The organism is Xanthomonas sp. LF07-6, from assembly GCF_034105445.1.
GTDB classification, from domain to species: domain Bacteria; phylum Pseudomonadota; class Gammaproteobacteria; order Xanthomonadales; family Xanthomonadaceae; genus Xanthomonas_A; species Xanthomonas_A sontii.
The window spans coordinates 117,985-139,855 of record NZ_JAXGGI010000003.1 but is presented as its reverse complement, the minus strand read 5'-3'; the positions used below and the strand labels follow the sequence as shown (position 1 = coordinate 139,855).

The 21,871-nt window shown below is 66.7% G+C and carries 21 protein-coding genes, 1 tRNA gene and 1 pseudogene; 7 read left to right on the top strand and 16 right to left on the bottom strand.

The window, feature by feature from the left end; genetic code table 11:
• Positions 1 to 55: 55 nt before the first annotated feature.
• From SLW56_RS08010 to SLW56_RS07990, 5 genes are all read right to left on the bottom strand, one after another.
• Positions 56 to 1,360: a hypothetical protein gene (locus SLW56_RS08010; protein ID WP_267085695.1), complete on the bottom strand. Its 1,305-nt coding sequence runs from the start codon at positions 1,358 to 1,360 to the stop codon at positions 56 to 58.
• Complete coding sequence (locus SLW56_RS08005) at positions 1,357 to 1,947, bottom strand: hypothetical protein (protein ID WP_267085696.1); 591 nt, start codon at positions 1,945 to 1,947, stop codon at positions 1,357 to 1,359. Before SLW56_RS08005 ends, SLW56_RS08010 begins: the two co-directional genes overlap by 4 nt.
• Positions 1,934 to 2,512, bottom strand: a complete 579-nt coding sequence (locus SLW56_RS08000; protein WP_267085697.1) for a hypothetical protein — start codon at positions 2,510 to 2,512, stop codon at positions 1,934 to 1,936. The genes SLW56_RS08005 and SLW56_RS08000 overlap by 14 nt, the downstream gene beginning before the upstream one ends.
• On the bottom strand, positions 2,509 to 3,072 hold the full coding sequence (locus tag SLW56_RS07995; RefSeq protein ID WP_267085698.1) for a hypothetical protein: 564 nt from the start codon (positions 3,070 to 3,072) through the stop codon (positions 2,509 to 2,511). Before SLW56_RS07995 ends, SLW56_RS08000 begins: the two co-directional genes overlap by 4 nt.
• 220 nt (positions 3,073 to 3,292) lie before the next feature.
• A complete protein-coding gene (locus SLW56_RS07990) occupies positions 3,293 to 4,006 on the bottom strand; it encodes a DUF2306 domain-containing protein (protein WP_198527637.1) in 714 nt (237 codons plus the stop codon).
• Between the two features lie 75 nt (positions 4,007 to 4,081).
• Here SLW56_RS07990 and SLW56_RS07985 point away from each other — a divergent pair, with 75 nt between their 5' ends.
• Positions 4,082 to 5,041 (top strand): AraC family transcriptional regulator, encoded by a 960-nt coding sequence (locus tag SLW56_RS07985; protein WP_320694623.1) that lies wholly within the window; start codon positions 4,082 to 4,084, stop codon positions 5,039 to 5,041.
• A 147-nt stretch (positions 5,042 to 5,188) separates the two neighbouring features.
• On the opposite strand, the gene SLW56_RS07980 is transcribed toward SLW56_RS07985, so the two are convergent.
• The 5 genes and pseudogenes from SLW56_RS07980 to serS all read right to left on the bottom strand — a co-directional run bounded on the left by SLW56_RS07980 (position 5,189) and on the right by serS (position 10,916).
• Positions 5,189 to 6,472, bottom strand: coding sequence for a hypothetical protein (locus SLW56_RS07980; RefSeq protein ID WP_267085701.1), 1,284 nt, complete (start codon positions 6,470 to 6,472; stop codon positions 5,189 to 5,191).
• A 532-nt stretch (positions 6,473 to 7,004) separates the two neighbouring features.
• Positions 7,005 to 7,706, bottom strand: a pseudogene (locus SLW56_RS07975) (site-specific integrase); the annotation flags it as partial.
• Between the two features lie 254 nt (positions 7,707 to 7,960).
• Positions 7,961 to 8,050, bottom strand: a tRNA-Ser gene (locus SLW56_RS07970).
• 213 nt (positions 8,051 to 8,263) lie between these two features.
• Positions 8,264 to 9,253: a LysR family transcriptional regulator gene (locus SLW56_RS07965; protein WP_010342573.1), complete on the bottom strand. Its 990-nt coding sequence runs from the start codon at positions 9,251 to 9,253 to the stop codon at positions 8,264 to 8,266.
• Positions 9,254 to 9,635: 382 nt separating this feature from the next.
• Positions 9,636 to 10,916 carry a serine--tRNA ligase gene (gene serS, locus SLW56_RS07960; protein WP_320694622.1) on the bottom strand — a complete coding sequence of 427 codons (1,281 nt, stop codon included), beginning with the start codon at positions 10,914 to 10,916 and terminating at the stop codon, positions 9,636 to 9,638.
• A 131-nt stretch (positions 10,917 to 11,047) separates the two neighbouring features.
• Between serS and SLW56_RS07955 the strand changes: the two genes are divergently transcribed.
• Together SLW56_RS07955 and SLW56_RS07950 are read left to right on the top strand one after the other, a co-directional pair.
• Positions 11,048 to 11,701, top strand: coding sequence for an energy transducer TonB (locus tag SLW56_RS07955; protein ID WP_152236275.1), 654 nt, complete (start codon positions 11,048 to 11,050; stop codon positions 11,699 to 11,701).
• 105 nt (positions 11,702 to 11,806) lie between these two features.
• On the top strand, positions 11,807 to 12,067 hold the full coding sequence (locus SLW56_RS07950; protein ID WP_148829457.1) for a hypothetical protein: 261 nt from the start codon (positions 11,807 to 11,809) through the stop codon (positions 12,065 to 12,067).
• A gap of 66 nt (positions 12,068 to 12,133) precedes the next feature.
• On the opposite strand, the gene aroA is transcribed toward SLW56_RS07950, so the two are convergent.
• The 4 genes from aroA to serC all read right to left on the bottom strand — a co-directional run bounded on the left by aroA (position 12,134) and on the right by serC (position 16,370).
• Complete coding sequence (aroA, locus tag SLW56_RS07945) at positions 12,134 to 13,447, bottom strand: 3-phosphoshikimate 1-carboxyvinyltransferase (RefSeq protein ID WP_320694621.1); 1,314 nt, start codon at positions 13,445 to 13,447, stop codon at positions 12,134 to 12,136.
• 98 nt (positions 13,448 to 13,545) lie between these two features.
• A complete protein-coding gene (locus tag SLW56_RS07940; RefSeq protein ID WP_295969773.1) occupies positions 13,546 to 13,740 on the bottom strand; it encodes a hypothetical protein in 195 nt (64 codons plus the stop codon).
• Positions 13,741 to 14,056: 316 nt separating this feature from the next.
• Entirely contained in the window at positions 14,057 to 15,205 is a 1,149-nt protein-coding gene (pheA, locus tag SLW56_RS07935; RefSeq protein WP_017916069.1) for a prephenate dehydratase, read from the bottom strand.
• A 79-nt stretch (positions 15,206 to 15,284) separates the two neighbouring features.
• On the bottom strand, positions 15,285 to 16,370 hold the full coding sequence (gene serC, locus SLW56_RS07930) for a 3-phosphoserine/phosphohydroxythreonine transaminase (RefSeq protein ID WP_320694620.1): 1,086 nt from the start codon (positions 16,368 to 16,370) through the stop codon (positions 15,285 to 15,287).
• 154 nt (positions 16,371 to 16,524) lie between these two features.
• Here serC and msrP point away from each other — a divergent pair, with 154 nt between their 5' ends.
• Both msrP and msrQ read left to right on the top strand, forming a co-directional pair.
• A complete protein-coding gene (gene msrP / locus SLW56_RS07925) occupies positions 16,525 to 17,493 on the top strand; it encodes a protein-methionine-sulfoxide reductase catalytic subunit MsrP (protein ID WP_267124490.1) in 969 nt (322 codons plus the stop codon).
• A gap of 134 nt (positions 17,494 to 17,627) precedes the next feature.
• On the top strand, positions 17,628 to 18,257 hold the full coding sequence (gene msrQ, locus SLW56_RS07920; protein WP_043092131.1) for a protein-methionine-sulfoxide reductase heme-binding subunit MsrQ: 630 nt from the start codon (positions 17,628 to 17,630) through the stop codon (positions 18,255 to 18,257).
• Here the strand turns inward: msrQ and SLW56_RS07915 are convergent.
• Positions 18,226 to 19,023: an FHA domain-containing protein gene (locus tag SLW56_RS07915; protein ID WP_295839546.1), complete on the bottom strand. Its 798-nt coding sequence runs from the start codon at positions 19,021 to 19,023 to the stop codon at positions 18,226 to 18,228. The two genes, msrQ and SLW56_RS07915, sit on opposite strands and share 32 nt — an antisense overlap.
• A gap of 116 nt (positions 19,024 to 19,139) precedes the next feature.
• Here SLW56_RS07915 and SLW56_RS07910 point away from each other — a divergent pair, with 116 nt between their 5' ends.
• Positions 19,140 to 19,415, top strand: a complete 276-nt coding sequence (locus tag SLW56_RS07910; RefSeq protein WP_017916064.1) for a polyhydroxyalkanoic acid system family protein — start codon at positions 19,140 to 19,142, stop codon at positions 19,413 to 19,415.
• Positions 19,416 to 19,776: 361 nt separating this feature from the next.
• On the opposite strand, the gene SLW56_RS07905 is transcribed toward SLW56_RS07910, so the two are convergent.
• Entirely contained in the window at positions 19,777 to 20,496 is a 720-nt protein-coding gene (locus SLW56_RS07905) for a hypothetical protein (protein ID WP_017914340.1), read from the bottom strand.
• Positions 20,497 to 20,583: 87 nt separating this feature from the next.
• Here SLW56_RS07905 and SLW56_RS07900 point away from each other — a divergent pair, with 87 nt between their 5' ends.
• The gene (locus tag SLW56_RS07900; RefSeq protein WP_017914341.1) at positions 20,584 to 21,849 is read left to right on the top strand and encodes a patatin-like phospholipase family protein; all 1,266 of its coding nucleotides are present in this window, start codon (positions 20,584 to 20,586) and stop codon (positions 21,847 to 21,849) included.
• Positions 21,850 to 21,871: the final 22 nt, after the last annotated feature.

Here is a 21,871-nt window from a genome sequence, read left to right as displayed (position 1 = left end):
GACCGCCGCCGGCTGACGCGTCACCGCCCGATGCGGACGACTCGGGCGGCGCGGACTACTTCAACGCCCGCCAACTCCGACCGGCACGGAAGGCGCGCTCGAGGGTCGCCGCGAGCAGGCAGATCTTCAGCGTCTGCGGCAGGATGCCGTCGCCCGGGTCGCTGGGCGTGCCCAGCACCAACGAGAGCTGATTGGCGATCGCCTGCCACACCACCTGCGGGTGCGGGCCGATCAACCGGGTCAGTCCCATCCAGGCCCAGGCCGAGGCCCAGTCCAGGGCGCGATACAGCACGATCAAGGTGACCAGGGCCGCCAGCCCGGTGGCGCCGGCCAACTGCACGCTGTTGGCCGCAGCGCGATAGCGCGAAACGGTGCCCGCCCAGAAATGGCCGATGAAGTCGCGCAACCACGTCGGCAGCTTGCGCCACAGCCCCAGCGTGCCGTCGACCTTGCTCGACCACTTGCCGGGCGCATTGAATTCGGCGTTGTGCACGTCGTAGCGGTAGATCAGCGCGGCCAACGCCAGCCAGACCACCGGCAACAAGGCCGAGAAGAAGATCACCACCAGCGTGTCCGCCACGCCCGGCGGCGCCTGCTCCACCGCGCCCGGCAACGCGGCATGCGCGACACCGATCGGATGGCTGATGCCCTGCCACAGTTGCTGGCCGAGATCGGCGATGCGCAGATGCGCCAGCCAGCGGAACACGCCGCCCTTCCATTCGGTGAGCACGTACATGCCGACGAAGGTCCAGCCGGCCTCGCACAGCACGATCAGCACGTTCCACGCCGGATGCGCGCTGCGCTGCTTCTGTTTTTTCGCGCCGCGCCGGATCAGCCACAGCAGCGCCACCGACGCCGCCAGCCACCAGCCGCCGGACACCTCGAACAGCGACCCGCGGTAGGTCGGGTCGAACGGATTGAACTGTCCCATGCCCTCGCGCCCGTAGGCACGGATCGTCTCGCCGAGGAAGCCCCAGGCGGCGTAGTAGGCGAAGAACGGCACCAGCGCCTGCGAGACGATCGCCGACAGGCGACGCCAGCGCGCCCTGCCCTCGTCCTGCGCTGTCGTCGCGTCGGCCTGCTCGGCCAACGCAGCGCTGGCGATCCCCGGCAGGGCCGGGCGCAGCGTCTCGAACAGCAGCACGAAGATCACCAGCTTGACCAGTACCACCAGCGTCAGCGACAACAGACCGGCGAGCCGATTCTGGTAGCCGATCCACACCGCAGCCTGCAGCAGCAGTTCGTTGAGCAACACGCCGGCCAGCGCCACAGCGAGCAGTTGCGGCAGATAGCGGAACCACAGCCGCAGCGTGTCGCCGATCAACCCCAGCGGGCCGCCGCGCAGCGCCATCTCGGTCATGGCGTTGCTCCTCTTGCGAAACGCAGGTAATGCGGGCGACCGCCGCGCGTGCTCACGGTAAGTTGCAGCTGCGCGGCCACCGCACGCGGCACCAGGTAGTAGCCGTCGATCGCCAACGGCACGCCCGGCTTGGCCGCGGACACGGCCAGTCCATCGCAGGCCGCGCCGGGCGACTCGCCAGGCTTGGCCAAGGCACGCTGCAGCAGGTCCGGCACGGTATCGATCGCGGACCAGGATCGGCCAGTGCTGTCGATCAGTTTGAGCGTGCAATCGTTCCACTGCGCGCCGGCGGCGCCCGGCACCAGCGCCAGGCGCGTGCGCACGAAGGTGCGATCGGCGGGCAGCCCCGCCTCGAACGGCAGCACGTCGACCGAGGCGAGGCGAACGGCGGCACTGTCGTAGTCCACGGTCTGCGCCATCGCCACATCCACCGGCCGCCATTCGCGCGCATGCAGCAGTTCACGCACGTCGCGCCAGCCGGTCGCGGCCATCGTGCACGGCACCAGCACCACCAATGCCGCCAGTGCGACCCAGCGCATGCGCCGCTCGGAAACGGCCGGGGCCACGTCGCGGTCAGAGGCGTGCATGCAGCGCATCCAGATTGAGCACATCGGTGACCGCCGCTGCGGGCGAGAGCGGCGGATAGCGCACCTGCGCCTCGGCCGTCAACTGCGGGTCGCGGTCCTCCGACAGCAACAGCGTGCCACCGGCCCTGGCGAGCGCGGTCGGCAGTTCGAACACCAGCACGTCCTTGCGCTCCAAGCCGGGCTGCAGGGTCTTGATCGACGACAGCACCGCATCGCCCATCTCCGCGCGGCCGCTGGCGCGGTAGCGGCGGCCATCAGGCGTTGCCCAGGCCCGGCCGTACACGCGCGCGGTCGCGCGCGCGACCTTCGACCGCACCGGCACCACCAGCCACACGCCGCCGCTGTCGCGCTGCTGCAGCGCGCCCGCCGCCTTGAAGCGGATCGTATGCGCGAGCTGCGGCGTGCCGGCATTCACGGCCAGATTGTCGGTCTGCACCCAACTGCCCGGCGCTCCGGACACCGCGATCGGACCGGTGATGCGTTCGTAGCGCGGCATCGTCCAGCGCATCCCGGCAAGCAGCACGAAGCCGAGCAGCAGGACCGCGATGGCGGCCAGCCGCTTCACGGTTCACCCGCCTGTGCGCCGGCACGCGCTGCGCCAAGCGGCAACTCCACGACGCCGACCGGATGCGGATCGGTCCATATCGGCTGCGCGTAGAGATTGTCGAAGGCCCTGAAGGTCCTGGCGGTGATGTCGAAGCGCACGCGCCCAGCCACCTGTTCCGTCGCCGGATAGGTCCAGACCAGGGCAATCTGTTCCGGCAGACCCGGTTGCAATTCGGTAGTCGCCGCGCGATCGCGCAAGAGATAAGCAGTCGGCCGCGCATCGGCCCCGCGCGGCGGCGTCTTCAACGCCACAGCCTGCACCAGCGAGCCGCTGGTCTGCGTGGTGCGATTGGTGGCCTGCAGATACAGCACGATCGCCTTGCGACCGTCGCGCGACACCACCTCGCCATTCGGCAGCCGGTCGCTGATCTCTACGTGATCGAGGCGCAGCGACCATTCGCCTGCGGCAACGTCCTTCCCGGCCTGCAGCGCGGGCGGCACCGGCACCTCCTTGGCCTCGAACAAGCCGATGCCCCACCCCACCACGATCGCGGCAATGCCACCGATCCCGGCCAGCATCCGTGTCCGCCACTGTCCTAGAGACGCTTTGCTCGCCAAACCGGGTGACCCTTTTGGAAGCTCGGCCGGACGGTAGCACCGGTTTGCGAAGACGTGCAACCCGCAACTGAATGAAGAGAAACATTATACCGTCCGCACTGTGGATCCTACTTCCAGACCACCTTGCAAATGCTCCAAGCGAGAGACAAGGCGCTTATCGCGGATCCCACGACGCGGGTGCCTATTCTGAGCGCTTGAAATCGGGGCTAACGTCATCTCGCCCGAGGGCCGATGGGTGCGCTTTCATCAGCCACTCGGCCACCAGAAGATTCGGTAGCCAGCATAACCAGGCAATCGCCCGATAGGCCACGACAAATTCGATGCCCAAGACAAACGTCGAGAAAGGCAGGTAAAGACGCAGCGTTACCGCAGACAGGGTCAAGGCGAACGAGCGCATCATCCAGCGCCGATGCTCAGCCAGCCGACCTGTCAGAACCTTACGCAGCGCGATGGCCGTTGTCGCCATCCACGCGATTCCAAGCGCACCGAATCCCGCGCCAGCGACAGGCCCGGTGGATATCCCGGCAGCAAGAAACACGGCGGAGAGGCCTCCGACCATGCAACCCGCGACATACACGCGTCCGGTCGCCCGATGCCACCCTGGGTGACGCAGACGAAGCCGGCGAACGAACTGGAGGGGCCCACAGAGCAGCGCCGTCGCGGCGCTGGTCGCGTGCACGATCAACCAGGGATGCACGTGCCGGTTGGCTGCGACCCCAGGTGGCACCGGACCTCGGTCGAACAGATAGCGATAGGACAGCAGGGCGACCGTGCCGCTCAATACAGCGAGCACGCCCCATGCATAGCCCGACCGTCTGGATTTCGCTGTCGTGCTTGCCTGCGACCGATACGCCGAATGCATCATGCTGCCCCCTGGAGTGACAAATGCGGCCATGGGCCGGACTTCAAGCCGCGGCATGTCCGCCGCGTCCTTCAAGTGCAACACTATCGGTGCCGGGCAGCCGAGCCCATGTTCGATCGTCGAAACATCTGTCGCTATCGTCCAGACATGACCGACCCGCTTTCCGACATCCTCACCCTCGTTCAGCTCGACTCGTATGGATTTCGCGGGTTGGACGCTGGAAGCGACTGGGGACTGCGTTTCCCACCAGCCGACGGCATCCGATGCTTTGCCATCGATTCGGGGGAATGCAGGATCGTGCTGCAGGACGCCCGCTCTCATATCGCCTTGGAACCGGGTGATGTGATTCTTGTGCAAGGAGGAGCCGCCATGCAGCTGTATGCGGGCGCCCCCGTAACGTGGCAGGACGCCATCTCGTTCCTGACACAGGTGCCGCCTGGCCACGTCGCTGAACTCAATGGCGGCGGGGTGTGTCGAGGCATCGGGGGATTCTTTTCGTTGCGCGGCCAACATGCTGCGGCCATCCTTTCAGCGGTACCGCCGGTGGTCCACATCCGGTCTCAAGATCACAAGGCGGCGCTTCAAGCCAGCGTACGGCGCCTCATCGTCGAACTGCGCGAACCTCGGCCAGGCAGCGATCTGCTCGCTGGACACCTTGCGCAGGCGCTCTTGATCGAGGCCTTGCGCGCCCATCTGGAGACAGGCCAGCAGCAGATGGGATGGCTGGCCGCGCTCGGCGTGCCCGCACTGCATCGTGCCCTGACGGCCATGCACGCGAACGTCAGCCATCGGTGGACGGTCGCAGAATTGGCCGCCGCCGCACGGATGTCGCGCTCCAGCTTCGCCGCCCATTTCGAGCGCGTCACCGGCGAGACACCGATGGATTATCTGACCCGGTGGCGCATGGCCCTGGCGTCTCATCGTCTGCTGACGTCGACGCTGTCGGTCGGTGCGATCGGCATTTCCGTCGGTTATTCGTCTGAAAGCGCGTTCACGGTTGCATTCAAGCGCAACTTCGATGCGTCGCCCAGGCAGTATCGCGCGCAATCGGCGCCGGCCAAGCCCTGACGTTGTGGATGTCTCCAGGACGTAAAAGCTGCGCAGGTCTCGTCCCCTTTTTACCGAGACGTTTTTGAACCAATAGAGATGACGAATTTTGTTAGAGATGTGCAAGTCATCGGTGTAGGTCGAAAAGCCTGCCACTTTTTTTCTTGTCTAGGCCAGCTGGTTGACGAATGCCTTAAGTTCGCGATCGTTACTACCGTCGTGAGGAAACAGATCAACCACGCCAGGCAGTTTCCGCATCAACTCGTGCATACGCTCCTTCTGTTCAAGATACTCCTCGTTCTTAAAGCCCATCGTTTCAACGATCAAGCGCTTGGCCTGGGCATCCAAGATGAAATCAGGACGAACGCCCTGGCCATCTTGCTTCAAGTCGATCAAAGGCTTGATGATCTCAAAGGGCTTGTTCATTCCGTTGAACTTCCAGAGCATTTTTTCAAGCAAATCAAGCGTCTTCCTTTCAAGTCCTGAGTCAACCAGCACATAGCTTCCAAGCTTGGCCAAGGGATGCAAGTAGGCCTGATAGATCTGCGGCGAAGGCTGTCCTGGGACCAATGCCACCAGCGCGATGGCAAGCCAGGGACCTTCCGTGCCCTCTCCGGGAATGAGTAATCGCCCTTTGAAAGAATAGGTCTGATTGCACCTGGTCAGGACATGCTCACCACCAGCGCTGGTGTGATCATCGACGACATCGATCACAAAGCCTTGGGGCTGAACCTTCCCAAAATCTGCCTGCCGGGCAGCGATCTTCGCTTTCAGTTCATCGAGATGGCCCCATGACAGTTTGAACCAAGGCCTTGCTGGCACCGCTTTGGCGGCGTCGAGGAACCGACCATCGAGGTAGGAGGACAACGCTTTCATCTGGTCCTCGATGGCTTTCTTCGTAAAGGCCATGCGATGCAGCGATGCTCCTTCCAAGATGGTAAACAGCACGCGCGCTAGCGTTGGCATCGCTTGGGCGCGACTCGTTTGCTCCGGTGGCTGATGCGTAGAGCTCCCAGCATCAGAGCCTTCTCGTTCCATCGCTTTTAGAACCGCAAGCCCCCTGACCTTCTTAACGCGTGGAAGGCCTGAGATACCGCCCAATGACAAAGGCCGGTCTCGCGACAATTTGCAGTCCGGATGATGTGCCGGGCGCTCGTAAAGATGCACCAGCGTCGCCTTCCGAATGGCGCCGTTGGGCACTTGCTTAGGGAAGAAGACCGGGGACTTTGCCGAATGCATCCCTTGGCACCCACAGATCAGCCAGCGCTTCTGCAAAGCCAACTCTTGAAGCTTGTGCACGACCACCGCGTCTTCCTTTGTCCCAAGAGCACTTTTTTTGAAAAAGCGTTCGATGTAGCCAAACCAAACCGGATCAAGCGTTTCAAGCACAACCGGCTCTTGGTCTTCGTCAAAATGATCGACGACAGCTATAGCTCTGGGATCAGGGTTCATCTTCGCACTTTGCCCAATAGCGAAGCGCATCGTCAATGCGGCACTACAACCTTCTTGGCTAACTTTTACCTTGTGCGAACGGGGTCTCGCTTTCAAGCCATTCCCGCTCAGCCTCACGAAAGAGCTTGGCAAGCGCGCGCAGGTATACAAGCTCGCTCTGGCACAGGTAAGACCGCACTTTGAGCCTCACCGTGACGGTGCTCGACGGTTGAAACGGCCGTCCACAGGACGGCCGGTCAACGCCTTACTTCTTCTTGCCCTTGTCGGGCGCTTGACTCAAAGCCGATCCTGCTGCGGTTTAAAGTCTTTCCCCGTTCCCCCGCTTTTGAGCACCTTACTGGCTGCGGCTGCCGCCTTAGGGCTGGTTTTCTCGTTCTTGGCCATGACACAAACTCCCTCCTCCAACCGATCGTGGCGCTTTAAGATGGCGCGCCCTGGGTCGCTGGAATAAGACTATCTGCACGCAGAAAAAGGCGTGATAATCCAAGACCCACTCGGCGGCGGTGCTTTTTTGCAGGACTGACCTGGGCGGCTAGACAGACCTCAGTTTCAGGTCGCAGCTCAGAGAAGCGATTCCGGGCGAGTGTTTGCCGATGCCATTCAAATTTTCTCTGACAGTGAAATCCCGACTGTAAGTCGCATGATGCCATCATCGAGTTCGTGGCACACGATCTGCGCACGAAGCTCTGACGGCACACCAAGCCCTTGCAGCTCCTGGATGAAGGTCTTCCGCAACGAATGGAACCCGAGCTTGGCCTTGGGCCAATTTTTGCCAATCTCGCCCAGATACCGGCTAAACGCCTTCGTGATCCAGTTCCCCTGCCCGTTCATAGCGTCTGCTTTGGCTTACGAGAATAAGCGCTTGTGACCAGCAGCCTTTCGGCTCTCCGCCCAGTCCCAAAACCCCAGCGCCAACGGCTCGGGATGAATCGGCACCGCGCGCAAGCTGACTTCGGTTTTGACCTTCTGGTGCTCTCCCTCGTCCGAAATCCGGATGCAAGGGATATTGCCTTCCTTGAATACATCCGCCACCAGCAGCTGCCCGACCTCAGAGGCACGCGCTCCTATGTAGAGCCCCAATGAGGGCTGCCCAGCGGGCATTTGGAGAAAGCCTTGGGAAGTTGACAGGCGAGAAGATCGCCTGGATCTGCTCTCGGTCGTAGGCCTTGAGGCCGAGCTTACGGCGAGCACGCTTTTCCCGCTGCGAATAGCTCACATGGCCTGATGCCGGATTGCCTGAGGCAAGCATCAGCGCCCGCAGTCGCGCGCTAGGCAATTCTTTCATATGAAGGGTGTGCTTGATGACCTTCCGTCCCAAGGCCCTTTACAGATCGACAGGAACGCGTTGGCGGAAGGACCAGTGACCGGCGAAGGATCGGACGAGATGATGAGGGATGCGCATCGGGAGATGTGTCCCGATTTGTGTCCCGCCCCGGATCTCAATTCCTCAACAAAAAAACAATTTAAGCCATTGATTTATATAAATAATGGCGGAGAGAGTGGGATTCGAACCCACGGAAGGTTTGACCCTTCGCCGGTTTTCAAGACCGGTGCCTTAAACCGCTCGGCCATCTCTCCGTTTGCGAACGCGGCGGTGCTGCGGAAGAGCGTCGCAGCCGCTTGAAGCACAACGCCGCGGAAGCGCGACGCTGCAGTGCCTGTCCCGCTCGACGCAGCCGGTGCCACTGATGGCACCACATGCACCCCGAACCCAGGACCACCGGCCCGGGCGCGCATTTTCGCACGCCCGCGGCGGTTTTGCTCGACCGACGTGTTCGGCCGGCAGCTCGATCAACCCGCCTCGACCGCCATGGCGCCCAGGGTCGAGTGCCGGGCCTTGGTGCGTTCGGGGCAGTTGCCGCCGCAGTCCAGGCGCGAGGCTTCGATCTGTCGCGGCAGGTGTTCGGCGAGGAAGTCGATGAACACGCGCACCGCCGGCAGCAGGCCGCGGCGCGAGGCGAACACGGCGTGGCAGATGCCCTGCGGCAGCGACCATTCCGGCAGCACCACTTCCAGTTCGCCGTTGCGCACGGCTTCGGCGCAGACGGTCTCGGGCAGCAGGGTGATGCCGAAGCCGTCCTTGACCATGGACTGCAGCAGGGGGAAGTCGAAGCCGGCCACGCGCGGCTGCAGGTCGACGCGGCGCACTTCGCCGGCCGGGCCGTGCAGTTCCCAGCGCTGCCGGGCTTCGTCCTCGCTGATGCTGAGGGTGACGTGCGAGGTCAGCTCCTCGGGATCCTTGGGGCGGCCGGCGCGGTCCAGGTACTTGGGGCTGGCGACCAGCAGTTCCTGCACCTGGCCGAAGCTGCGCATCACCAGGCTGCCGTCGTCGTCCAGGCGCGAACGCACGCGCAGGGCGACGTCGTAGCCTTCGTTGATGATGTCGACGCGGCGGTTGCTGATGTTCAGTTGCAGCCGCACCTTGGGGTACTGGTCCAGGAACATCGGCAGCAGCTTGGGCAACTGCATCTGCGCCAGCGACACCGGCACGCTCACCCGCACCAGCCCGCGCGGTTCGGCGCTGAGCCGGTCGACCACTTCGCGTGCGGCCTGCGCCTCGGCCAGCATGGTCTGGGCGTGGCGGTGCACGCTCATGCCCAGGTCGGTGACGGCGAAACGGCGCGTGGAGCGCTGCAGCAGGCGCACGCCCAGGTCGCTCTCCAGCTGGCTGATGCGGCGGCTCAGGCGCGACTTGGGGATGCCCAGGGCGCGCTCGGCGGCGGCGAACCCGCCGTGGTCGACCACCATGGCGAAGTAGTACAGATCGTTGAGGTCGTGCATGTTCTTTCGATATTTAGAACGATGGGGACAATCGGATCCGGTTCATTCTACTCCTACAACGATTTGCGCTGCAGGGACGCCCGTCGCGCTCGCGCGGTGGCTCAGGCACGGATAGAGACGGACGCAGGGTAACCCCGGCCGGGCTAGCGCGAAGTGACGGGGACGGGAGCTCGGCGCACGCGGAACGCCGCTGCGGCGCGTGCTGCAGCGGGCACTGCATGCGAACGCCCTGCCCCGTCCGGGTCGAAGCCCCACCGTGGCGCAAGGCGGGGCACTGCCCGCATCAGGACACGTTGCCTGAGCGCAGTGACGGACAGGAGGACGTCGCCGCAGCAACGGCGACGCGAGGCGCGCCCGGGGCCGACGCCCCGGGCGCGAGCGATCAGCCGATCCGCTCGGCCCCGCCCATATACGGGCGCAGCGCATCGGGCACGGTGATCGAGCCGTCGGCGTTCTGGTAGTTCTCCATCACCGCGATCATGGCGCGGCCGACCGCGGTGCCTGAGCCGTTGAGCGTGTGCAGCAGCTCGGGCTTGCCGGTGGCGGGGTTGCGCCAGCGCGCCTGCATGCGCCGCGCCTGGAAGTCGCCGCAGTTGGAGCAGGAAGAGATCTCGCGATAGGTCTGCTGCGACGGCAGCCAGACTTCCAGGTCGTAGGTCTTGCTGGCCGAGAAGCCCATGTCGCCGGTGCACAGCAGCATCTTGCGGTACGGCAGGCCGAGCGTTTCCAGCACCACTTCGGCGCAGCGGGTCATGCGCTCGTGTTCGGCGGCGCTGTCTTCCGGGCGGCACACGCTGACCAGTTCCACTTTCTCGAACTGGTGCTGGCGGATCATGCCGCGGGTGTCGCGGCCGCCGCTGCCGGCCTCGGAGCGGAAGCACAGCGAGTGCGCGGTCATGCGCAACGGCAGGCGCTCGGCCTCGACGATCTCGTCGCGCACCAGGTTGGTCAGCGAGATCTCCGAGGTGGAGATCAGGTAGCGCTTCTGTTCGCCCAGCGCGGTGGCGAACATGTCTTCCTCGAACTTCGGCAACTGGCCGGTGCCGTACAGGCTGTCGGCGTTGACGATCACCGGCACGTTGGTTTCCTGGTAGGCATGTGGGCCGGTGTGCAGGTCCAGCATGAACTGCGCCAGGGCGCGGTGCAGACGCGCGATCGGCCCGCGCAGCACGGTGAAGCGCGCGCCCGACAGCTTGGCCGCCGCCTCGCCGTCCAGCCAACCGTGGCGCGCGCCGAGTTCGACGTGGTCCTTGACCTCGAAATCGAAGCTGCGCGGGCTGCCCCAGCGCTGCAGTTCGACGTTGTCGGCTTCGTCCTTGCCCACCGGCACGTCGGCCTGCGGCAGGTTGGGAATCTCCAGCGCCAGCGTCTCCAACTGCGCGCGGATCTCGTCCAGGCGCTGCTCGGAGGCCTTCAGTTCGTCGCCGAAGCCGGCCACTTCGGCCATCAGCGCACTCGCGTCCTCGCCCTTGGCCTTGGCCTGGCCGATCGCCTTGGAACGGCTGTTGCGCAGGCTCTGCAGTTCCTGGGTCCGCACCTGGATGCGCTTGCGGTCGGCCTCCAGGGCCTCCAGGGCGGCCACGTCCAGCGCATAGCCGCGACTGATGCGCAGGCGCTCGGCGAGGTCGGCGGGCTGTTGGCGAAGCAGAGCGGGATCGAGCATGGGCGCGGGGTGCCAGGGGAACGAACCCGGGATTATCGCCTGTCCGTCGCGGTTTTGCCGACTCGCGCCCGCCGCGGCGCGCGATTCACTGCGGCTATGCCAGAATCGAACGGTTCCCTACGGTGAGTCCCATGTCCACGTCGCCCTCGTCCTCCAAGTCCGGCATCGTGCTGCATCTGCCGCGGCGCCTGCTCGCGATCGTCGGCATCGCCTTCGCCGCCGGCCTGCTGCTGTTCCTGGTGGTGTGGCTGGTCGGACGCAAGGACAACGATTTCTACAAGCCGCAGCCGGCGCAGGTGCAGCAGGAGACCGAACAGGTGAAGCCGCTGCCCGAACCGCTGCCCGCCGGCAGCGCCGCCAGCAGCATGCCGCAGGCCAAGCCCGCGCCCGCCGGCGACGCGCCGAAGCTGGTGGAGACCGCACCGGCGCCGCCGCCGACCACCGAAGCGCCGGCGCCGGCCGCAGGCGGCGATGTCGCCGGCAACACGGCCACCGCGCTGGCACCGGGCAACCGCCCTGTGCCGCTGGAAGGGCAGACCCCGCCGCCGCGCTATCCCCCGGCGGCGCTGCGCCGTGGCGATGCCGGCACGGTGGTGGTGCGGGTCGAGGTCGATGCCAGCGGTGCGCCCGCCGGCGTGGCCCTGCTCCGGCGCAGCGGCTCGCGCGATCTGGACCGCGCGGCGATGGAAACCGTGCGCCGCTGGAAGTTCCGCCCGGCGCAGCAGAACGGCCGTGCAGTGCCGGCCAGCATCGAGATTCCGTTCGACTTCAAGCCGGGGCCGTAACTGAACCGCCGCCCGGACGCGCGGGCGGCGTTCACATGGGGGTGACACCCCTGAGGCGGGTCCTGGGTGACACTGGACCCGTCCCACGGCACCGGAGTTGCCGCCATGCCCACCCCGTACAAGTCGACACAGCCGCTGGACGCGTGGAAGCGCCCCGCCCGCCCGTCGTCTGCGCGCGGGGAAGCGCATGCGCGGGCCGATCGCGGGTCGCCCTGGGCCTGGATGATCGTGATCGCACTGGCTCTGGCGGTGGCCGGCTGGTGGCTGGCCGTGGACCGCGACGACGACGGCAGCGGCTACCGTGCTACCCAGTCCACACCGTCGACACCCGCCAACGATCCGCCGCGTCCGCAGCCGACGCACTGACGTTCCGAAACCAGACTTGCCTCTTCCCCCGGCCGCGCTTGCACGCGGCCGGTGTTGCGCACGCCATCAGGCGGTGCGCAACGCGAAGCCGGCGCCGCGCGCCAGCGTGTCGAAGCCCGGAAACGACGTCGCCACGTTCGCGACATCCTCGATCCGCACCTCGCCCTGCGCCAGTTGCCCGGCGATGGCGAAGGCCATCGCGATGCGATGGTCGCCGTGGCTCTCGATGGTCCCGGCGCCCAGCGTGCCACCGTGGATGGTGGCGCCGTCCGGGGTTTCGTCGACCACGATGCCCAGGCTGCGCAACCCGGTGGCCATCGCCGCCAGGCGGTCCGACTCCTTGACCCGCAGTTCCGCCGCGCCGCTGACCACGGTCTGGCCGTCGGCGGCGGCGGCGGCGACGAACAGCGCCGGGAACTCATCGATCATGTCCGGCACCACGTCCTCCGGAATCCGCGCACCGCGCAGCAGCGCGTAGCGCACGCGCAGATCCGCGACCGGCTCGCCGCCGTGCTCGCTGTGGTTGTGCTCGACGATGTCCGCACCCATCAAGCGCAGCGCGGCCAGCAGACCGGTGCGGCGCGGATTGAGCCCGACCGCCTTCAGGGTGATGTCCGAGCCGGGAATGATGCTGGCGGCGACGATGAAGAACGCCGCTGAGGAGAAGTCCGCCGGCACCGCGATATCGGTGGCGCGCAGACGCTGGCCGCCGCGCAGCCGCGCCTGGCCCGGCGAGAACGCGATGTCCACGCCGAACGCGGACAGCATGCGCTCGGTGTAGTCGCGGGTGGGATGCGGCTCCTGCACCGTGGTGACACCGTCGGCATACAGACCGGCCAGCAGCACCGCCGACTTGACCTGGGCGCTGGCCACCGACGAGACAAAGTCGATGCCGCGCAGCGGCTGGCCGCCATGGATGCGCAGCGGCGGCACGCCATTGGCCTCGGTGTCGATGCGCGCGCCCATCAGCGCCAGCGGCTCGGTGACCCGCCGCATCGGCCGCTTGGACAGCGACGCATCGCCGACCAGCACGCTGTCGAAGGGCTGCGCCGCGAGCAGTCCTGCAAGCAGGCGCATGCCGGTGCCGGCATTGCCGCAATCCAGCTCGCCCTGCGGCGCCTGCAGCCCATCCACGCCCACCCCATGCACGATGCGCTGCGACGGCGAAGGCGTCTCGATCCGCACCCCGAGCCGCGCGAAGATCGCCGCCGTCGAACGCGTGTCCTCGCCCTCGAGAAACCCCTCGATCCGCGACGTGCCATCGGCCAACGCCGCGAACATCACCGCCCGGTGCGACACCGACTTGTCCCCCGGCACCGTCAGCGTGCCCTGCAGCGCAGTGCCGCGCGTTGCGATCCAGCCTTGCTCGTTGCTCATCATCGTTCCTGAAAGTCCAACCACCCGAAGATCCACCATCACCCGGCGACATCGGCGCCGCTACCGCGCGCTTGCGCTGCTGCCACGACGCCTACACCAAGTCAGCCACCGCCGTTGCCGTTGCTCTTGCCGTTGCTCTTGCCGTTGCTCTTGCTGTTGCTCTTGCTGTTGCTGTTGCTGTTGCCGTTGTTCTTGCTTTCGCTGTTGCTCTCAATCCCCCGTAAGGGCTGGCGGACACGGCGGGTAAAACCCCGTGAGGGGCGACGCGCAGGATGCGCGTCGTTTTCGGCAGGCACATGGATGTGCCTTCCGAAAATTCCCGTCGTGTCCGCGGACCCCGCGCGCAGCGCGGGGCAGCCCGCCCGGGGGTGTGTTTCTTTTGGTTACTTTTCTTTGCACAAGCAAAGAAAAGTGACTCGCGCGCAAGCGCGAAAGCTGTTGCCGTTAGCTGTTGACGTTAAAGCTGTTGCTGCTGAAGAAGTTGCTGCTGAAGAAGCGGTTTCACATTCCAGGGAACGCCCCGTCGCGGCTGAAGCCGCTCCTACACGTGCACATCTCATCGTGGCCCAAGCGCCCCACCGCGGTCAGAACCGAAGCAACCCCGCAACCAACTCAAGGCACCGCCACCGGATACGACCCCAACACCTTGATCTGCGCCGAATGCGCCTTCAACTCCGCCAACGCCAACTTCATCGCCTCATCCTCCACATGCCCCGCCAGATCGATGAAGAACCCGTACTCCCACTTCGCCTGATGCGACGGCCGCGACTCGATCCGATTCATGCTGATCCCATGCCGCGCGAACGGACTGAGCACATCGAACAACGCACCCGGCTTGTCGTGGATGAACACCAGCACCGACGTACGATCGTGCCCCGACGGCGGGAAGATCTGCCGCCCGATCACCAGGAAGCGCGTCGTATTGTCCGCGTCGTCCTCGATCGACTTCATGATGACCTTCTTCAGCGCATACACATGCGCCGCGCTCTCCCCGCCGATCGCCGCCGCATCGTCGGCATTGCGCGCCCGGCGCGCGCCCTCGGCGTTGCTGGAGACCGGAATCTTCTCCACCTTGGGCAGATTCGCGCGCAGCCAGCCGGCGGTCTGCGCGAACGACTGCGGATGCGCGTAGATCCGCTCGATCGCGTCCAGCCGCCCACTGCGCGAGAGCAGGAACTGGTGCACGCGCAGCTCGGTCTCGCCGCAGATCTTCAGGTTGGAGGTCAGGAACATGTCCAGGGTGACCTGGATCGTGCCCTGCCCCGAGTTCTCCACCGGCACCACGCCGAAGTCGGCGTTGCCGCTTTCCACTTCCTGGAACACTTCCTCGATGGTGGCCATCGGCAGGCCCACCGCCGAGCGACCGAAGTGTTTGAGCACCGCCTGCTGGCTGAAGGTGCCCTCCGGCCCCAGGTAGCCGATCTTCAGCGGCTCCTGCTGCGCCAGGCACGCGGACATGATCTCGCGGAACACGTGCACCAGCACTTCGTCGCTGAGCGGGCCCTGGTTGCGGTCCACCACCATGCGCAGCACCTGCGCCTCGCGCTCGGGCCGGTAGTAGTCCACCGCCGCGGCGAGCTTGCCCTTGGCCTTGCCGACCTGGTGCGCGAACTGCGCGCGCTCGGCGATCAACGCCTGGATGGTGCGATCGATCTCGTCGATCTTGGCGCGCACGTCGGCCAGGGCCGGCGTGGCGGCGGGTTTCGCGGACTTGGCCGGCTTGGCGTCGGCGGCGGGAGATTTCTTCGGCTTTGCGGCCATGGATCGGGGGTTCCTCGGTGGTCCGGATCGCCGGCGCGATCCGGTCGCGGCTGAAGCCGCTCCTACAAAAATCGGCGACTCAGCCGTGGCGCTGCTGGAAGTCGTGCATGAACGCGACCAGCGCCTGCGCGCCGGCCAGGGGCATGGCGTTGTAAAGCGACGCACGGATGCCGCCGACCGCCTTGTGGCCCTTCAGCGCCAGCAATCCGGCCGCCTTGGACTCGGCGACGAAGCGCGTGGTCAGGGTCTCGTCCGGCAGGAAGAACGGGATGTTCATCCGCGAGCGCACCGCCGCCGCGACTTCGTTGCGATAGAAGCCGCCGGAGGCGTCGATCGCCGAATACACCAGCGCCGACTTGGCCTGGTTGCGCGCGGCGAATGCCTCCACGCCACCCTCGGCCAGCATCCACTTGAACACCAGCCCGGCCAGGTACCAGTTCCAGGTCGGCGGGGTGTTGAGCATGGAGTCGCGCGCCACGTGCGAGCGATAGTCGAAGATGTCCGCGCGCGGCTGGCCGGCGCGTTCGAGCAGGTCGCGGCGGATGATCACCACGGTGACGCCGACCGGGCCGAGGTTCTTCTGCGCGCCGGCGTAGATCAGCGCGTACCTGGAGACGTCGATCGGCTCGGAGGCGATGCTGGAGCTGAAGTCGGCGAACAGCGGCACGTCGCCGACGTCGGGCGTGTCGCGGAACTCCACGCCGTGGATGGTCTCGTTGGCGGTGATGTGGACGTAGGCGGCATCCTCGCGCAACTGCCAGGCCGCGCGCGGCGGGATGTCGCGGAAGCCGTCGGCCTCGCTGCTGGCGGCCACGTGCACGTCGACGTACGGCCCGACCTGCTTGATCGCGGTCTTGCCCCAGTGCCCGGTCACCACGTAGTCCACGGTCTGCCCGGGCGCGGCGAAGTTCAGCGCCAGCAGCGCCTGCTGGGTGGTGGCGCCACCGGCCAAGAACAGCACGACATAGTCGTCGGGAATGCCGATCAGCCGGCGCAGGTCGGCGTCGGCCTGCGCCGCGACCTCCATGAACTCGGCGCCGCGGTGGCTCAGCTCCACGATCGAGGCGCCCACGCCGTTCCACTCCAACATCTCCGCCTGCGCCTGGCGCAGGACCGATTCCGGCAAGGCAGCGGGGCCGGCACTGAAATTGAACGCGCGCGTCATGGGGCACCTATCGGACAGGACCCCTAGTATGCCGCAGCGCAACAGCTTGCGGCCCGGGCAATTTAGGTTGCATTTGCATCCATTCGCCCTGCGCATGCGTAGTCTGTGGTGAAGTCCCCGCCACTGCTCGCCCCCTTCGCTCCAGGAGTCCGCCATGTCGTTGCGCGATGCCCTCACCGTTCCCAGCCGCGAGATCACCGACGAGGCGGTCTACCGCGACCGGCGGCGCCTGCTGCAGGCCCTGGCGCTGACCCCGCTGTCCGGCCTGGTCGGCTGCGCCGACGCCGAGCCGCCGGCCCCGCCCAAGACCGTGGTGACGCCGGAGCAGGCGCGCAGCGGGTTCCGCACCAACGAGGAGCTGACCCGCTACGAGGACGTGACCAGCTACAACAACTTTTACGAATTCGGCACCGACAAGACCGATCCGTCGAAGGCGGCCAAGACCCTGCGCACCTCGCCATGGTCGGTGAAGGTCTCCGGCGAATGCGAGAAGCCCGGCACGCTGTCCCTGGACGACCTGCTCAAGGGCCATACGCCCGAGGAGCGGATCTACCGGCTGCGCTGCGTGGAAGGCTGGTCGATGGTGATCCCGTGGCTGGGCGTGCCGCTGGGCGACGTGCTCAAGCGCTTCGCGCCGACCTCCAAGGCCAAGTATGTCGCCTTCACCACCCTGGCCGATCCCAAGCAAATGCCCGGCATCCGCTACAGCTCGATCGACTGGCCGTACAAGGAAGGCCTGCGCATCGACGAGGCCATGCACCCGCTGACTCTGCTCGCCACCGGCCTGTACGGCAAGCCGCTGCCGCAGCAGAACGGCGCGCCGCTGCGGCTGGTGGTGCCGTGGAAGTACGGCTTCAAGAGCATCAAGTCGATCGTGGAGATCCGCTTCGTCGAGCGCATGCCGGAAACCGCCTGGCACGAGCTGCAGCCGTCCGAGTACGGCTTCTTCTCCAACGTCAATCCGGCGGTGGACCATCCGCGCTGGAGCCAGAAGACCGAGCGCCGCATCGCCGGCAAGGCCAGCAAGCTGTTCGCCGAGCGCATCCCCACCCGCCCGTTCAACGGCTATGCCGATCAGGTGGCGTCGCTGTATGCGGGGATGGATCTGAAGAAATGGTATTGAGGAGAGGCTGGGAATGGGGAACTGGGAATCGGGAATGGGAAAAGCGCGGCGCCTGGTGGTTGCCTCGCGCGACGGCTGGAGTCGCAGTCGGTGTGCCGCGTGGCGCCTGTGCCAACACGGCGCGATGACGGCGCATGGCTAAGACCTCCGCTTCGTTGATCGCCGCCAAGGCGGTGGTGCACGCGCTGGCGCTGGCGCCGATGGCGTACCTGGGCTGGCAGTTCTGGCAGGTGTGGCAGACCGGCAGCGATGCGCTCGGTGCCGATCCGGTGGCCGAGGTCGAGCATCGCACCGGGTTGTGGGCGCTGCGGCTGCTGCTGTTGACCCTGGCCATCACCCCGCTGCGGCAACTGACCGGGCAATCGGTGCTGTTGCGCTTCCGGCGCATGCTCGGGCTGTACGCGTTCTTCTACGCGACCGTGCATCTGGCGGCCTATCTGGGGTTGGACCTGCGCGGCTATTGGACGCAGATCTTCGAGGAGATCGTCAAACGCCCGTACATCACCGTCGGCTTCCTGGCCTGGTTGCTGCTGGTGCCGCTGGCGATCACCTCCACCCAGGGCTGGATGCGCCGGCTCAAGCGCAACTGGGGCAAGCTGCACAAGGCAATCTATGCGATCGGCGTGCTCGCCGTGCTGCACTTCTGGTGGCTGGTGAAGTCGGACATCCGCGAACCGCTGCTGTACGCGGCGATCCTGGCGGTGCTGCTGGGCTGGCGCGGCTGGCGGGCGCTCAGCGCGCGCCGAACCACAGCAGGCCGCTGAGCGCGGCGGCCAGCAACAAGGCGCTGAGCAACAGCCACGGCCAGCGCCGCGCGGTGGCCGGGCGCGGCGCCACCGCCGGGGTCAGCGTGAGCGCGGCCAAGGCGGGGTCGTCGCGCAGCGGCTCGGCACCGACGACCTGCGGGACTTCCAGCACGAAGCGGTGCTGGGCATCGAATACCACCTGGTCGCCGGGCTGCAGCCAGCAGCTGCGCACGGCCACGCCATTGACCTGGGTCTGCGCCTCACCGAAGCCGCGCAGCAGTACCCGCTCGCCATGCCGTTCCAGGCGCGCGTGCTGCTCGGCGCAGGCCGGATCGTCGATGCGGATGTCGCACTCGCGCAGGCGGCCGATGCTGCGTACGCGGTCCACAGTGAAACTGCGGCCATGGTGCGGACCGCCGACGCCGCGCAGCACCAGGCGCGGATCGTCGTGCTCGGCCTCGCTGACCTCGGGCAGGCGCTGCAGCGGCTCGCACTTGCCCTGCACCACCATCTCCACGCCGTCGGCGTAGACCGCGTCGCCGGCGCGCAGCAGGGCCATGCGCCGCACCGGGCGGCCGTTGACGTGGATGCCACGGCTACCGTTGGCGACCTGCAGCCACAGGCCGCGCCGGTCCAGGCAGAACTGCGCCAGCAGCAACGCGCCCTGGGTGTCGTCGACCACGCTGACCTGGCCGGAGGCCAGCCGCACGATGCGATGCACGCCCGCGCGCAGGGGCCGGTCGGGATGTTGGCGGTTGCTGAAATGGACTTGCAGATCGTGCACGGCGGGCAGCCTAGCAGGTTGCCTGCGCGTGCAGAAGCGCGCGCGCTGGACAATGCACCGCGCATACGCACAATGCCTGATCGTTCACGCGGGCACCCGCCCGCACAGGAGCCAGCATGTCCAGCATCGACATCCGCCACGACCACGACAAGACCCCCGCGCAGGCCCGCAAGGCCATCGAAACCGCCGCCAAGAAACTGTCCGAGCGCTTCGACCTGGAATCGCACTGGGATGGCGATTCCCTGCTGTTCTCGCGCTCGGGCGTGGACGGACGCATCGAACTGCTGCCCAAGCAGGTGCACGTGACTGCCGAGCTGGGCTTCCTGCTGTCGGCGATGAAGGGCACGGTGGAAAGCGAGATTCGTCGCGTGCTGTCGGAAAAGCTGGGCTGATCAGTGCATCGAGCCCCTCTCCCCTCGGGCGAGGGGTTGGGGTGAGGGTACGGCGTCAAGCGCTGACGCAATCAAGCTGCACGAGGCTTCGCCCGGACCCTCATCCGCCCCTCCGGGGCACCTTCTCCCGAGGGGAGAAGGGAGCACCCAAAGCCCCTCTCCCGTCGGGAGAGGGGTTGGGGTGAGGGTGCGGTAGCAAGCGCTGACGCGATCAGTTGCACGAGGCTTCGCACGTACCCTCATCCGCCCCTTCGGGGCACCTTCCCCCGCAAAAGGGGGCCATGGTCCCGAGGGGAGAAGGGAGCAGCCAAAGCCCCTCTCCCGCCGGGAGAGGGGTTGGGGTGAGGGTCCGACCGCTGACTCACTCCAACGCAAACGGATCCGGATCGCCCGCGAACAATCGTTCCGACACGGCGCGCTCTGTGGTCTCGATATCGCCGATGAACCCCTCGGCATCGCCCAGCTTGGAGAACGCGTCGAAACCCCGCTCCAGGAATCCCTGCAGTTCCGACAGCCCCGCTGCCTTGGCCGGGCCTCGGGCGAAGCGCAGCAGCATGCGCACGCCGGGTGTGTGCACCGCCTTGGCCAGGCCCAGGCCGACGCGGGCGATCAGGTCGATCTGGCGCTGGCGCAGCCGGGGTAGCCCGGTCTGCCGATAGGCTTCGGCATACAACGCTTCGTCCAGGCGCTTGCGCCGCGGCGCCAGGTCCTGCAGCGCCTCGGCCATGCGCAGGTCCAGGGCGTGGGTCAGCGCACCCAGCTCGATGCCGTCGGCGACCGTGTCCAGCAACGACGCCGGCATCAGCCGCTGCATCATCGGCAACACCTTGACGATGTCGGCGTCGCGACGGCTGAAGTCGCGGTCGCCATAGACGTCGGTCAGGAAGAACATCGCCGCCGGACGCCGCTGCGGATCCTCCAGGAAATGCTCGAAGCTGCGCTCCAGCCGCTCCGATTGCCAGCGCCGCAGTTCCTGCAGCCAGCGCAGCGCATTGCGCGGTTCACGCACGGGGTCGTGCAGCGCCTGGTGCCACGCCAGGCGGCGGCCGAGTCGTTCCAGGACGGGAGTGCTGCGCGCCATGGGCGCCGATGATGGTCGCAGCCCGGCACGACCGCAAGCGTCACGGCGCTCGGCTACACTCGCGCCACTGCCTCCTGCGGACCGCGCATGCTTTCCCTCCACAGCGCCTCGCCCCGTCCCCATTCCAACGGCCGCATCGGCCTGGCCATCGCCGGCGGCGGGCCGATCGGCGGCATGTATGGCCTCGGCGCGCTGCGCGCCCTGGACGAGGCGCTGGACGGACTGGACCTGACCCGCCTGGATTGCTACGTGGGCGTCAGCTCCGGCGCCTTCCTGACCGCCGGGCTGGCCAACCGCATCAGCAGCGCCGAGATCTGCCGGATCTTCGTCACCGGCAACAGCGACGATGCGCGGTTCCGCCCGGAAGACTTCCTGCGGCCCAACGTCTACGAGTATCTGCGCCGTGCCGCGACCCTGCCGGGGCTGGCCTACGGCTGGTGGCACGACCTGCTCACCGAACCGCGCAAGACCCGCTGGTCGGACCTGATCACCCGCTTCGGCGGACTGGTGCCCAGCGGCCTGTTCGACAACGCCGGGGTCGAGCGTTTCCTGCAGGACGTGTTCAGCCGACGCGGCCGCAGCAACGATTTCCGCGACCTCGACGCCAATCTGTTCGTGGTCGCGGTGGACCTGGACAGCGGCCGTGCGGTGCGCTTCGGCGAGCCGGGCATGGACCACGTGCCGATCTCGCTGGCGATCCAGGCCAGCGCGGCGCTGCCGGGGCTGTATCCGCCGGTGCAGATCGACGGCCACCATTACGTGGACGGCGCGCTGCGCCGCACCATGCATGCCTCCACCCTGCTGGAGCGCGGCATCGACCTGATGATCGGGATCAACCCGCTGGTGCCCTACGACGCCACCCACGCGCCGCGCCGCAATGGCCACATCGACCGCGCGCGGCTGCTCGCCGGCGGCCTGCCGGCGGTGCTGTCGCAGACCTTCCGCACCCTGCTGCAATCGCGCATGCAGGTGGGGCTGGAGAAGTACGCGCGGCAGTACCCGCAGGTGGATCAGTTGGTCTTCGAGCCCAACGCCGACAACGGCGAGCTGTTCTTCACCAATCTCTTCAGCTACGCCGCGCGCCACCGCGTGTGCCAGCTCGCCTACCGCAACACCCTGTCCGACCTGCGCCGCAACGCGCAGACGCTGGAACCGCTGCTGGCCGCACACGGCATCGCGCTGCGCCACGATATCCTCAACGACCGCAAGCGCACCTTCCTCGATGGCGTGGACGTGCAGCCGCGGCGCATGACCGAGACCACCGCGCGGCTGCGGCGTGCGCTGGACGACGTCGACCAGGTCATCGCCGGCCGCCGCGCCAGGCGCCGCACCCGCCGTTCGCCGGAGGCGTAGCGCTGCCGCCCCGGCCGACGGC